Annotated in this window: 12 protein-coding genes; 3 read left to right on the forward strand and 9 right to left on the reverse strand. The window is 69.6% G+C overall.

Annotation, left to right across the window (positions count from 1 at the left end; translation table 11 throughout):
- Window positions 1-111: 111 nt before the first annotated feature.
- Window positions 112-804, reverse strand: coding sequence for a sulfate transporter family protein (locus tag ACUN0C_RS00235; protein ID WP_445464304.1), 693 nt, complete (start codon window positions 802-804; stop codon window positions 112-114).
- Window positions 805-918: 114 nt separating this feature from the next.
- Here ACUN0C_RS00235 and ACUN0C_RS00240 point away from each other — a divergent pair, with 114 nt between their 5' ends.
- Complete coding sequence (locus ACUN0C_RS00240) at window positions 919-1,920, forward strand: adenosine kinase (protein WP_445464305.1); 1,002 nt, start codon at window positions 919-921, stop codon at window positions 1,918-1,920.
- Here the strand turns inward: ACUN0C_RS00240 and ACUN0C_RS00245 are convergent.
- The 5 genes from ACUN0C_RS00245 to ACUN0C_RS00265 all read right to left on the reverse strand — a co-directional run bounded on the left by ACUN0C_RS00245 (window position 1,883) and on the right by ACUN0C_RS00265 (window position 7,493).
- Window positions 1,883-2,926, reverse strand: coding sequence for a phytanoyl-CoA dioxygenase family protein (locus ACUN0C_RS00245; protein WP_445464306.1), 1,044 nt, complete (start codon window positions 2,924-2,926; stop codon window positions 1,883-1,885). The two genes, ACUN0C_RS00240 and ACUN0C_RS00245, sit on opposite strands and share 38 nt — an antisense overlap.
- Window positions 2,927-3,048: 122 nt before the next feature.
- Window positions 3,049-4,410, reverse strand: coding sequence for an ATP-dependent protease ATPase subunit HslU (hslU, locus tag ACUN0C_RS00250; RefSeq protein ID WP_445464307.1), 1,362 nt, complete (start codon window positions 4,408-4,410; stop codon window positions 3,049-3,051).
- A gap of 11 nt (window positions 4,411-4,421) precedes the next feature.
- A complete protein-coding gene (locus tag ACUN0C_RS00255) occupies window positions 4,422-4,931 on the reverse strand; it encodes a GNAT family N-acetyltransferase (protein ID WP_445464308.1) in 510 nt (169 codons plus the stop codon).
- 22 nt (window positions 4,932-4,953) lie between these two features.
- Window positions 4,954-5,517: an ATP-dependent protease subunit HslV gene (hslV, locus tag ACUN0C_RS00260; protein ID WP_445464309.1), complete on the reverse strand. Its 564-nt coding sequence runs from the start codon at window positions 5,515-5,517 to the stop codon at window positions 4,954-4,956.
- A gap of 146 nt (window positions 5,518-5,663) precedes the next feature.
- On the reverse strand, window positions 5,664-7,493 hold the full coding sequence (locus tag ACUN0C_RS00265) for an SLC13 family permease (RefSeq protein ID WP_445464310.1): 1,830 nt from the start codon (window positions 7,491-7,493) through the stop codon (window positions 5,664-5,666).
- Window positions 7,494-7,684: 191 nt separating this feature from the next.
- On the opposite strand from ACUN0C_RS00265, the gene ACUN0C_RS00270 reads away from it, so the two are divergent.
- Window positions 7,685-8,089, forward strand: a complete 405-nt coding sequence (locus tag ACUN0C_RS00270) for a VOC family protein (RefSeq protein ID WP_445464311.1) — start codon at window positions 7,685-7,687, stop codon at window positions 8,087-8,089.
- Between the two features lie 51 nt (window positions 8,090-8,140).
- Here the strand turns inward: ACUN0C_RS00270 and ACUN0C_RS00275 are convergent, their stop codons facing one another.
- Window positions 8,141-9,367 (reverse strand): acyl-CoA dehydrogenase family protein, encoded by a 1,227-nt coding sequence (locus ACUN0C_RS00275; protein WP_445464312.1) that lies wholly within the window; start codon window positions 9,365-9,367, stop codon window positions 8,141-8,143.
- Window positions 9,368-9,562: 195 nt separating this feature from the next.
- On the opposite strand from ACUN0C_RS00275, the gene ACUN0C_RS00280 reads away from it, so the two are divergent.
- On the forward strand, window positions 9,563-9,772 hold the full coding sequence (locus ACUN0C_RS00280) for a hypothetical protein (protein ID WP_445464313.1): 210 nt from the start codon (window positions 9,563-9,565) through the stop codon (window positions 9,770-9,772).
- A gap of 61 nt (window positions 9,773-9,833) precedes the next feature.
- Here the strand turns inward: ACUN0C_RS00280 and ACUN0C_RS00285 are convergent, their stop codons facing one another.
- Window positions 9,834-10,610, reverse strand: coding sequence for a glucose 1-dehydrogenase (locus tag ACUN0C_RS00285; RefSeq protein ID WP_445464314.1), 777 nt, complete (start codon window positions 10,608-10,610; stop codon window positions 9,834-9,836).
- Between the two features lie 157 nt (window positions 10,611-10,767).
- Window positions 10,768-11,850 carry a phenylalanine--tRNA ligase subunit alpha gene (pheS, locus tag ACUN0C_RS00290; RefSeq protein WP_445464315.1) on the reverse strand — a complete coding sequence of 361 codons (1,083 nt, stop codon included), beginning with the start codon at window positions 11,848-11,850 and terminating at the stop codon, window positions 10,768-10,770.
- Window positions 11,851-11,987 lie beyond the last annotated feature (137 nt).

An 11,987-nucleotide genomic window follows, 5' to 3' on the forward strand; every position in this document is an offset into this window, starting at 1 on the left:
CATACCTCCGTTGCTGTCGCCCCCGCGTAAAGGCGACGAAAAAGGGCGACATTGATGGAGGTCAATGGCGGCGGTTAAGGCGGGGTTGCGCGGGAACCCGGAATCGCGCGGTCAGGCCGGCGCGAGCATGCCGCCCGGAGGGGCCTCGCGGGCCGCGATCCGCTTGTGGACGTGGACGAGGAAGGCGGTGGCGAAGAGCGGCGTGAAGAGGTTGAGGAGCGGCACGGCCAGGAAGGCGGCGACCAGCAGCCCGGCCAGGAACACGCGCCCGCTGTTCCGCAGCCTCAGCGCGCGCACGGTTTCCGGCGGATGGAAGCGCAGCGCCGCGAGCTCGAAGTACTCGCGGCCGAGCAGGTAGCCGTTGGCGACGAAGAAGATCACGACGCCGAAGCCGAGCAGGAAGACGAGCGGCAGCGCGACGAGGTTCACCAGCACGACCACACCGGTGAACTTCACCGTGGTGACGAGCGAGCGTGCGAGCGGCATGGCGCGGCCGGGCGGGTCGGCCGGATAGTGGCTGCGCTCGACGAGCTCGGCGACCTCGTCGAGGAAGAGCCCCGCGAAGAGCGAGGTGACCGGCGCGATGACGAAGGCGAGGCCCACCACCAGGCCGATCCCGGACACGATGGAGAAGGCGGTCTCCAGCCACGGGAACGGCAGCACCAGGAAGTGGAGCAGCAGGCCCTGGAGCGTGATCCAGAGCACGACCAGGAGCGCGATGGTCAGCGAAAGCGCCTTCCAAAGCACCGAGCGGAACGGCGGGGAGAAGATCTCCCCGAAGGCGAGCGTCGCCGCGGCAATCATGTCGGCCCTCCAGACCGGCGGCAGATAGGCGCCGACGCGGCTCGGCTCAACCCGCGATATTGCCTTTGCCCCGCCCAGGCTCTAGCGAGCGCAAAGGCAGAAGCGGGATCCCTCATGGCTCAGGCAGAATTCGACGTCCTCACCATCGGCAACGCGATCGTCGACGTGCTCGCCCGCACGGAAGAGGACGTCCTCGTCCGCGAGGGGCTGGTGAAGGGCTCCATGCGGCTGATCGAGACGGCGGAGGCGGAGCGCCTCTACGGCCAGATGGGGCCGGCGCACATGGTGTCCGGCGGCTGCGCCGGCAACACGGCCTCGGGCGTCGCCTCCTTCGGCGGCCGCACCGCCTTCATCGGCAAGGTGGCGGACGACGAGCTCGGCCGCTTCTACCGCCACGACATGACGGCGCTCGGCATCCATTTCCCGACTGCTGATCTCGCCGGCGGCGCGCCGACTGCGCGCTCGATGATCCTCATCACCCCCGACGGCGAGCGCACGATGAACACCTATCTCGGCGCCTGCCAGGAGCTGACGCCGGCCGACATCGACCGCGCCACCGTGGAGGGCGCGGCGATCACCTATCTGGAGGGCTATCTCTGGGATCCGCCGAAGGCCAAGGAGGCGTTCCGCGAAGCGTCGCGGATCGCCCACGGCGCCGGCCGGAAGGTCGCCATCACGCTGTCGGATTCCTTCTGCGTCGACCGCTTCCGCGACGAGTTCCTGCAGCTCATGCGCGAGCGCGCGGTCGACATCGTCTTCGCCAACATCCACGAGGCGCTGGCGCTCTACCAGACGAGCGACTTCGCCACGGCGGCGGGGATCCTGCGCAAGGACGTGCCGCTCGCGGTCGTCACCCTTGGCGCGGAAGGCTCGCTGGTGCTGGCCGGCGACGAGGAGACGCGGGTTCCTGCCGCGCCGGTCGAGCGCGTGGTCGACCTGACCGGTGCCGGCGACCTCTACGCGTCCGGCTTCCTCTACGGCCTCGCCAGAGGCCTTGCGCACCGTGAATGCGGGGTGCTCGGCTCGCTGGCCGCCGCCGAGATTATCTCCCATGTCGGCGCGCGGCCCGAAACGTCGCTCAGGCAAGTCGCAGAGCAGGGGGGTCTGCCGGCCTGAGCCGGCCGACATCGTGCCAGGGCTGGCCGCCGAGGCCGGTCCGCTGCATGAGATCGCGCGCCCGCCACATCCAGTCGATGCGGCGCTCGGCGATACCGGGCACGCTGCCGGGATCGAAGCCGGCCCAGGGCAGGAACGGGTTGCGCCGGCCATAGGTCCAGATCTCGACGCGGACCGTCGGCCGCGCGCTGAAGCCGCGGGCATGGAAGCCGACCGTGTCGCCGGCGACCAGCGTGTTGGCCGGCACGGCGAAGGCCTTGGGCGGGCCGTAGCCCATCGCCGCGATCTCGTCCGGGCTGGCGCGGAATGAGCCGCGCGCGAGCAGGCGGTTCTCGCTCTGAGACGCCCTGATGCTGGTCTCGCGCTCCCAGGCGAGGCGCCCGGGCGTCAAACGGTGCGAGCCGGGAACGTAGGTGAACGGCCCCTCGTCCTCGGCGACGTCGGTCAGGAACAGCCAGGCCTTCACCGTCGGGTGGAACGTGTCGGCGTGAAGGTCCGTCTGCGGATCGGGCGCAGCGTCCCGGATGTGGGAGAGGATCGTCTGGATGTAGGTGAGCGGCTCCTGGTCGAAGGAGCCGACATAGCGGTTGATCCCGCGCCATTCCGGGTTCACCACGAAGCGGCGGAGCGCGGGCGAGGCGCGCAGCGCCTCCGGCCCGACGGCCATGCGGCGCGTGATCGTGTCGCCCTGGATCATCTCGCGCGCCGGGCCCTCATAGGCGAAGACCTCGTCCCTGAGCCGCCTGAACTCGTCCGGCGGGAGGAAATTCTCCCGCATGATGTAGCCGTCGCGGTCGAATGCGGCGCGGTCCTCGGCGGAGACGAGCTTCGCCAGCTTTTCCCGCCGCCGCCAGGCCATGTCGTGCGCGAGCCGCACCCGCTTCTCGTGCAGGCCCCGGCGGTTCAGCTCCGGCGAGCCGATCAGCGGGTTGTCGCGAAAGGACTTCGCGCCGGTGGCGAGCTGGGCGACCCACACCGGGGCGAGCAGCATGCGGGCGGGGTTCATCGGCGTCTCCCGTGCTTCGACCGGGCGAGTCTACGGCAGCGCATGTTTCAGCGCCATTTCGCGGACGTTGTGAAGAGGTTGCGCGGGAGCACCGCCGGACGCTGCGCCCGGCGGCGGCGCCGCTAGAGGATGAAGCGGCTCAGATCCGCGTTCCGCGCGAGGTCGCCGATGTGCTCCTCGATATAGGCGGCGTCGATCGTGACCGTCTCGCCGTCGCGGTCGGGTGCGGTGAAGGAGATCTCGTCGAGGATGCGCTCCATCACGGTCTGCAGCCGGCGCGCGCCGATGTTCTCCACCGTGGAGTTGATCTCCACCGCGAAGCGGGCGATCGAATCGACGCCGTCGTCGGTGAACTCCAGCGTCAGCCCCTCGGTCGCCATCAGCGCCTTGTACTGCTTGATGAGGCTCGCCTCCGTCTCCGTCAGGATGCGGCGGAAGTCCTCCTCCGTCAGCGGGCGGAGCTCGACGCGGATCGGCAGCCGGCCCTGCAGCTCGGGCAGGAGGTCCGACGGCTTGGCGACGTGGAACGCGCCCGACGCGACGAAGAGGACGTGATCCGTCTTCACCGGGCCGTGCTTGGTGGCGACCGTCGTGCCTTCCACGAGCGGCAGCAGGTCGCGCTGCACGCCTTCGCGGCTGACGTCGCCGCCGATCCGGCCGTCGCGGGCGCAGATCTTGTCGATCTCGTCGAGGAAGACGATGCCGTCGTTCTCGACCGCCCGGATCGCCTCCTGCACGATCTGCTCGTCGTCGAGGAGCTTGTCGGATTCCTCGGTGATGAGGATGTCGTAGGATTCCTTCACCGAGACCTTGCGCGTCTTGGTGCGCTGGCCGCCGAGCGCCTTGCCGAGCATGTCGCCGATGTTCATGACGCCGATCGAGGCGCCGGGCACGCCGGGCACCTCGAAGCCGCCCATCGGGTTCGAGGTGTCGCGGATCTGGATCTCGATCTCCTTGTCGTCGAGCTCGCCGGCGCGCAGCTTCTTGCGGAAGCTCTCGCGCGTCATCGGGCTCGCATGCTCGCCGACGAGCGCGTCGAGCACGCGCTCCTCCGCCTGGAGGTGTGCGCGCGCCTGGACGTCCTTGCGCTTCTGGTCGCGCACCAGCGCAATGCCGGCCTCCACGAGGTCGCGGACGATCTGCTCGACGTCGCGGCCGACATAGCCGACCTCGGTGAACTTCGTCGCCTCGACCTTGATGAAGGGGGCGTTGGCGAGCTTCGCCAGCCGGCGCGCGATCTCCGTCTTGCCGACCCCGGTCGGGCCGATCATCAGGATGTTCTTCGGCAGCACCTCCTCGCGCATCGCGCCTTCGAGCTGCTGGCGCCGCCAGCGGTTCCGGAGCGCGATCGCGACGGCGCGTTTCGCATCCTTCTGGCCGATGATGTAGCGGTCGAGCTCGGACACCGTCTCGCGCGGCGAAAAGGTCGCCTTGCGCTCCTCGCGCCCCTCGGGCTCGGCTTTGGCGGCGATGGTCTGGGTCATCTGTCTCTCTTTCAAGCGTCCCGCGCCATCATCAGCGCAGGTCCGTAGATGGTCGTCCGCCGCTCGAAGGCGGCGAAGCCGGCTTTCTCGTAGGCGCGGACGGCGCGCGCGTTCTGCGGGTCCGGGTCGATCACGAGTCGCGGCGCCCCGCCGGCGACGAGTTCGTCCGCGATCTGCCGCAGGATGGCCGATCCGTGCCCGATCCCGACAAGGTCCGGCTGCCCGATCGAGAGGTCGAGGCCGAGCGTTCCGGCAGGCTGGTCCCGGTAGGGATGGTCGTCCTCCATATGGGGATCGTAGTGCTGGAGGTAAGCGATCGGAACGCCGTCGAGCTCGACGACCATCGGCCGCGTCGACGGCGCGGCCATGGCGTCCCGGATTTCGGCGAGCCCGGCCGCCGGGTCGCCCCACCATTCGGCCACGTGCGGTTCGCAGAGCCAGCGGCCGAGCAGGGCCAGGTCCGCGGCGTTCACGTCGCGGAACCGGTAGGCGCGGGCCGCTCCGGGCCGGTCGGAAGGCAAGGCGGTCCCCTCCCCGGCCCGTCTATGCGGCTTCGTCCAGCGCCTCGATCGTGACGCTGGCATTCGTGTAGACGCAGATCTCGCCGGCGATCTGCATGGCGCGGCGCGCGACCGCCTCCGCATCCATGCCGTCCACGTCGGCGAGCGCCCGGGCGGCGGCAAGCGCGTAGTTCCCGCCCGAGCCGATCGCGGCGATGCCGTTCTCCGGCTCCAGCACGTCGCCGGTGCCGGTCAGCACCAGCGTGGTCGAGCGGTCGGCGACGATCATCATCGCCTCGAGACGGCGGAGATAGCGGTCGGTGCGCCAGTCCTTGGCGAGCTCGACGCAGGCCCGCATGAGCTGGCCGCGATACTGCTCGAGCTTCGTCTCCAGCCGCTCCAGCAGCGTGAACGCATCCGCCGTGGCACCCGCGAAGCCGGCGATCACCTCGCCGCTCCCGAGCCTGCGCACCTTCCGCGCATTGTGCTTGATCACGGTCTGTCCGAGGCTGACCTGGCCGTCGCCGGCGACCACGACCTTGCCGCCCTTCCGCACGGTGACGATCGTCGTCCCGTGCCAGGGGGCGTAGGGGGATTGTTCGGGCAAGGGAAACTCCTTCAGCGGGCCGTCGCCGGTCCGGTCGGCCCCGGCGGCGCCCCTGTCGCGTGCACGCCCTATTTAGGTCGGCGGAGGGGCGGTGCAAATCGCACAATGGTGCTGCCCGGCGATGGCCAGGCGGACGGCGCCGAGCCTCAGAACGGGAGCAGGACGGGCACCAGCAGGATGCTCGCGGCCATCGCGACGGCCGCGAACGGCACGCCGATCCGCACGAAGTCCTGGAACCGGTAGTTGCCCGGGCCGACCACGAGCGCGTTCACGGGTGAGGAGACCGGCGTCATGAAGGCGGCCGACGCCGCGAGCGCGACGATCATCGCGAACGGATAGGGCGATGCGCCGAGCGCCCCGGCCGTGGCCATCGCAACGGGCGCCATCAGGACCGCCGTCGCCGTGTTCGAGATGAACAGGCTGAGGCCGGCGGTCGCCGCGAATACCGCCGCGAGCACCAGATGCGGACTCGCGCCCCCGCCGAAGGCGAGCAGCGCGCCGGCCGCGAGATCGACCCCGCCCGTCTTCTGCAGCGCGATCGAGAAGGGCAGCATGCCGACGATGAGAACGATCGTCTGCCAGTGGATCGAGCGATAGGCGCTGGTGAGGTCGATGCAGCCGAGCAGGCCCATGAGCAGGCAGCCGATCAGGGCCGCCTGGAAGTTCGGCACCGCGCCGGTCGCCATCAGCCCGACGGCGACGACGAGGGAGAGGACCGCCTGGGGCGCGCGGGAAGGCTCCGGAACGACCTCCTCCAGTTCGGCGGGCAGGTCGAGGACGACGAGGTCCTTCCAGTCGGACTGCAGCCGCCGGACCGCCTTCCACGGGCCGACCACCAGGAGCGTGTCGCCGACGCCGAGCTTCTCGTCCCGCAACGGTCCGGCCTGCGCCGCGGCCCCGCGCTTCAGCCCGACCACGGCGAGATCGTACTCGGTGCGGAAGCGGGCCTCCACCACCGTCCTGCCGATCAGCCTCGACGCGGCCGGCACCATGAGCTGCGCCATGCCGATATCCTGGGAGCGGTCCGAGAAATAGGTCCCGGACATCGGCAGGCGCTCCAGCCCGAAGCGGCGGACGACCGCCTCGATGTCGACGGTGCGCTCCACCAGGTCGATGAAGAGCACGTCGCCCGCCTGGAGGACGGTAGCCGCCATCGGTCGGACGAAGCGGCTGGCGAAGGGGGTCGAGCGCTCGATGGCGATGATGTTGACGCCTGACGTCGCGCGGAGGTCGAGGTCGGAAAGCGTCCGCCCGACCAGCGGCGAACGCTCGGGTACGCGGAGACGGTGCTCGCGCTCGGCGAGCGCGTACTCCGCGATCCAGTCCGCGAGCCGCGGCCGCGGCCGCCCGGCCCCGTGCGCCGCGTGCTCGCCGGCGAGCCAGCGGCGGGCGAACAGCATGTAGAGGATCGCGAGCGCGAGGATCGGGATCCCGAACGGCGTGAAGCTGAAGAAGTTGAAGCCGTCGAAGCCGCGCCGGACGAGCTCGGCGTTGACGACGAGGTTGGGGGCGGTCGCCACCAGCGTCATCATCCCGCTGATGAGCGCGGCCATGCTGAGCGGCATCATGAGCCGGCCGGGTGCGATCTCCGCGTTTCGGGCGACCCTGAGCACGATCGGGATGAAGATGGCGACGACGCCGGTCGAGCTCATGAAAGAGCCGATGCCGGCGACGATCAGCATCAGGAGCGCGATCAGCCGGGCCTCGCTCCGCCCGGCGCGTGCGACGAGCCAGTCGCCGAGGCGCTGTGCCACTCCGGTCCGCACCAGGCCTTCCCCGATGACGAAGAGCGCCGCGATCAGGAGGATGTTGGGGTCGCTGAAGCCGGCCACCGCCTCCTCGACGGTGATGATGCCGGTCAGCGGAAGCGCCGCCATCATGATGAGAGCGACCGCGTCCATGCGCGGGCGGCCGATTGCGAACATGGCGACGGCGGCCGCGAGAAGGGCGAGGACGATCCCGAGTTCCGCCGTCATCGCGGCGAGCGGACCGGGTGCTTGGTTTCGGGAAGGAGGCGGGCCAGACTGGACACCCGGGCCGTCTAGCAAGGCAGGCCGCCGATGTCGAATGAGGCCCCGCGCGGCCCGACCGGGTGGCGCCGCGCCGTTTCGCCGGAATGGCCCGATACAGGATGGCCGGATTCAAGGTTGGAAGGAGGACGCAGACGATGCCGCAATGCCCGATCATCCCCGCGCTGCACTACCGCGACGCCCGCGCCATGATCGACTTCCTCTGCCGCGCCTTCGGGTTCGAGCGGAAGGCGGTCCACGACGGCCCGGACGGGACCGTGGCGCACGCGGAGCTGACGCTCGGTGGCGCCATGATCATGATCGGTTCGCCGGCGGACACGCCCTACGGCCGCCTCGTCGGCCCAATCGAGGCCGGCGGCCGCGCCACGATGGGGCTCTATGTCGTGGTCAACGACGTCGACGCGCACCACGACCGCGCCAAGGCGGCGGGCGCCACCATAGAGATCCCGCTCACCGACCAGGATTATGGCGGCCGCGACTACACCTGCCGCGACCCCGAGGGGCAGGTCTGGTCGTTCGGCACCTACGATCCGTGGCGGTGAGCGCCGGCGGGCGCGGACTCCCTGCCCGCCCTCCGCCATCGGCCCCGCCCGTCACTCCGGTCCGGCATAGCGGCCGGCCGTCTCCGGGAAGAGCGACTTCACGATCTTGAACTTCGAGATGTCCGCGGTCGCGTCCATGTGGAGGAAGATCGCGGCGTCCCGGAAGAGCTTCTCCACGCCGAAATCGAGCATCATGCCGTTGCCGCCGTGCAGCTCGACGCAGTGCTGCGCGACCTTCATGATCTCCTCCGAGGCGAACACCTTGGCCATGTTGCAGAGGACGTCGGCATTGCCGGCGCCCTCGTCGACGGCCCGGGCGGCGCGCTCGACCATGCCGCGCACCGCCTCGATCCGCGTAGCCATGTCGGCCATGCGCAGCGCCACCGCCTGGTGCTTGATGAGGATCCGGCCGCCCTGCACGTAGTTCTGGACGTAATCCGAGGCGACCTCGAGGCAGCGCACGCCGACGCCGAGATTCTTCGCCGCCTGGATGATCTTGCCCGGGCGATGGTAGACGCCGAGCCGGCCGATCGCCTGGTTCTCCACGAGGAGGTGGTCCTCGGGCAGCCACATGTCCTCGAACACGAGCTCGCCATTGTTCATGAAGCGGCAGCCGAGGGTCTCGTTGCAGCGCACGATGGTGAGCCCCGGCGTGTCGCGCGGCACGAGGAAGCTCGACGTTCCCTGCAGCATGCCGACGGTCGGGTCGGTGTTGGCGTTCACGACGTAGAGGCTCGCATCGTAGCCGTTCGAGATGAACTGCTTGCGCCCGTTGATCGCCCATCCGCCGTCCCTTCTGACGGCGCGGGTGTGCATGGCGGCCTCCGGGACGTTGTAGGGCAGCCAGCGGTCGGAGGCGCCGCGCGGCTCGGTCGAGCAATGGGCGAGCAGGAACTGCGGGTCGGCGAGGAGCCGCGGGAACCATTTCTCCTGCAGGTGGCGCGGCGCGACGTTCCGGAGCAGGACGGCGAGCTTCCAGTTCTGGACGAGCTTGTCCGCGAGCCCCGAATCGCCGCGGGCGATCTCCTCGGAGATGATGGCGAAGGTCTGCGCTTCCGTGCCGGGGTCGAGCTCGACGCCGCCGAACTCGGCCGGCACCCCCAGCGTGCGGATGCCGATCTCCTCGCAGCCCTCGAGGATCTCGGGCGGCAGGCGGCCGTCCGGGTTCATGTCCCATTCGCGCCGCCAGTCGGACCGTATGAACGGCAGCACGACGCCGTCGACGAAAGCGCGGCAGCTCTGCCGCATCAGCACCTGTTCCTCGGACAACCCGCCCATCCGGTCTTCCTCCCGTTCTTCCAAGGCCCGGATGCTGCCCGCCGGGCCGGCCGAGAACAAGGAGCGATGGCGACCGTCGGCCGACCTCGCCGCGAATCCGCCCGTTCAGGTCCGGTTCAGGGACCGTGTTTCAGAATGGGACCTTGATCGGGTCGCGAAAGCGAACCGGACGAAGACCGAGCCGAAAGGAGCGCCATGGTCCGCACGGCATTCAGATCCGAAGTCCGGCGCATCGTGTCGGAGGCGCAGGCCTGCGACAGTCAGCTCGATATCGGCGAAGCGCTGAAACGCCTGCGCGACGTCGTGGGCGAGGACGCGTTCCACGCCCGGCGCCGCGACCTGACCAACCAGCTTCTGGCCGAGTCGATCCGGCGCGGCGTCGAGGCGCAGCTTCCCATCATCTGAGCGGAACGGGCCCGCGTGCGGCCGGCGGGGAACCGCCGGTCCGCGTGCGAAGGCTCTTCGCCTATTGCGCCGTGTAACCGCCGTCGATGACGAGCTCGGTGCCGGTCACGAACTTCGATTCGTCCGAGGCGAGGTAGAGGATGCCGTAGGCGATGTCGTCCGGCTCGCCGACATGGCCGACCGGATGCATCGCGTTGAGCGCCGCGCGGCCCTCTTCCAGGTCGCCGCTCTCGCGGAGATAGTTCTCCACCATCGGCGTCCAGATGTAGCCGGGATGGACGGAGTTCACGCGGATCTTGAGGCCGGCCTTGGCGCAATAGAGCGCCACCGATTTCGTGTAGAGCCGCACGCCGCCCTTCGACGCGTTGTACGAACCGAGATTGGGGTCGCCGACGAGGCCCTCGATGGAGGAGATGTTGATGATGGAGCCGCCGGGCTCCGCCTTCCGCTTCATGGCGAGGATGGCGTGCTTGGTGCCGAGGAAGACGCCGTCGAGATTGATGCTCATGAGCTTGCGCCAGCGCTCGAGCGTCTCCTCCTGCGGCGCCCCGCCCCAGCCGACGCCGGCATTGTTGACGAGAGTGTCGAGCTTGCCGAAGCGGTCGAGCGTGGTGGCGACCACGCGCTCCCAGGCCGCCTCGTCGGCGACGTCGTGGCTGAGATAGATCGCGGCGCCGCCCTCGTCGGCGATCGCGCGCGCCGCGCGCTCGCCCTCGGCGTCCTTGATGTCGGTGATTACGACGCTCGCGCCTTCGCGCGCCAGCATCCGCGCGGCGGCCTCGCCGATCCCCATCGCCCCGCCGGTGATGATCGCGACCTTGCCTTCGACCCGGTTCATTCCACTGCCGTCCTTCGCTTCGTTGCGTTCGGCGCACCCTAGCAGGCGAGATGGGTCGGGAGTTTGACAGGGCGCAAAGGGATGCGCCGCAGCGGCCGCGACGGGGCGAGGCCTGGCCGGGAACGCGGGGGCGCCCGGGCGCTCCCGCGGAATGCCTTCAGACGCTGAGGCCCTCGGCGAGGCTCGGCATGGCGAGGGCCGAAAAGCCGTAATGGCGGAGCCAGCGCAGGTCGGCCTCGAAGAAGGCGCGCAGATCCGGGATGCCGTATTTCAGCATGGCGATGCGGTCGATGCCCATGCCGAAGGCGAAGCCCTGGTAGCGCTCCGGATCGAGCCCGCCGGCGCGGATCACGTTCGGGTGGACCATGCCGGAGCCGAGGATCTCCAGCCAGCTGTCGCCGACGCCGATCTTCAGTTCGCCCTTGTCCCACGAGCAGCCGATGTCGACCTCCATGGAGGGCTCCGTGAAGGGGAAGTGCGACGGGCGGAAGCGCATCTTCACCGCGTCGAGCTCGAAGAACGCCTTGCAGAAGGCTTCGAGCGTCCCCTTCAGGTGGCCGAGATGGGTGGTCTCGTCGATGACGAGGCCCTCCACCTGGTGGAACATCGGGGTGTGGGTCTGGTCCGAATCGGAGCGGAAGGTCCGCCCCGGCGCGATGATCCTGATCGGCGGCTCGGTCTCCTCCATCGTGCGGATCTGGACCGGCGAGGTGTGCGTCCTGAGCACCATCCGCTCGTTCGAATGCGGCTTGGGGTGGAAGTAGAACGTGTCGTGCTCCTGCCGCGCCGGGTGCTCCGGCGGGATGTTGAGCGCGCCGAAATTGTACCAGTCCGTCTCGATGTGCGGCCCTTCGGCGACGGCGAAGCCCATGTCGGCGAAGATCGCGATCACCTCCTCCATCACCTGGGTCACGGGATGGATGGTGCCGGCCGGCTCGAAGCGGGCGGGCAGCGTGACGTCGAGCGTCTCGGTGCGCAGCCGCTCGGCAAGCGCGGCTTCCTTCAGCTCGGCCCGCCGGCGCTCGATCGTCTCGGCGACGCGGTTCTTGAGGTCGTTCAGCGCCGGGCCGGCGACCTTGCGCTCCTCGGGGCTCATCGTGCCGAGGGCCTTCAGCTTCTCGGAGACCGAACCCTTCTTTCCGAGGGCGGCGACCCGCACCGCCTCCAGCGTGCGCTCGTCGGACGCGCCGGCGAGCGCGGCGTGGATCTCGTGTTCGAGGCTGTCGAGGTCTTCGGTCATTCGCACGCTTCGGAAGGGCTGGTTTCGTCCGGCGCCGTTCTACAGAAGGCCGACCGGCAGTGCCAGAGGCGGGTGCACGGGGCTTGCTTCTTGGGGCGGGCCGCCGCTCCCGGATCGCCGGATCAGATCCGGCGAAG

Source organism: Faunimonas sp. B44, assembly GCF_052655945.1.

What these genes read in the sequence shown, in the direction of transcription:
- hslU (WP_445464307.1), bottom strand. Translation starts at nt 4,410, where the DNA reads ATGACCCAGACCATCGCCGCCAAAGCCGAGCCCGAGGGGCGCGAGGAG.
- ACUN0C_RS00265 (WP_445464310.1), bottom strand. Translation starts at nt 7,493, where the DNA reads ATGACGGCGGAACTCGGGATCGTCCTCGCCCTTCTCGCGGCCGCCGTC.
- ACUN0C_RS00275 (WP_445464312.1), bottom strand. Translation starts at nt 9,367, where the DNA reads ATGGGCGGGTTGTCCGAGGAACAGGTGCTGATGCGGCAGAGCTGCCGC.
- ACUN0C_RS00240 (WP_445464305.1), top strand. Translation starts at nt 919, where the DNA reads ATGGCTCAGGCAGAATTCGACGTCCTCACCATCGGCAACGCGATCGTC.
- ACUN0C_RS00245 (WP_445464306.1), bottom strand. Translation starts at nt 2,926, where the DNA reads ATGAACCCCGCCCGCATGCTGCTCGCCCCGGTGTGGGTCGCCCAGCTC.
- pheS (WP_445464315.1), bottom strand. Translation starts at nt 11,850, where the DNA reads ATGACCGAAGACCTCGACAGCCTCGAACACGAGATCCACGCCGCGCTC.
- ACUN0C_RS00280 (WP_445464313.1), top strand. Translation starts at nt 9,563, where the DNA reads ATGGTCCGCACGGCATTCAGATCCGAAGTCCGGCGCATCGTGTCGGAG.
- ACUN0C_RS00270 (WP_445464311.1), top strand. Translation starts at nt 7,685, where the DNA reads ATGCCGCAATGCCCGATCATCCCCGCGCTGCACTACCGCGACGCCCGC.
- ACUN0C_RS00285 (WP_445464314.1), bottom strand. Translation starts at nt 10,610, where the DNA reads ATGAACCGGGTCGAAGGCAAGGTCGCGATCATCACCGGCGGGGCGATG.
- ACUN0C_RS00235 (WP_445464304.1), bottom strand. Translation starts at nt 804, where the DNA reads ATGATTGCCGCGGCGACGCTCGCCTTCGGGGAGATCTTCTCCCCGCCG.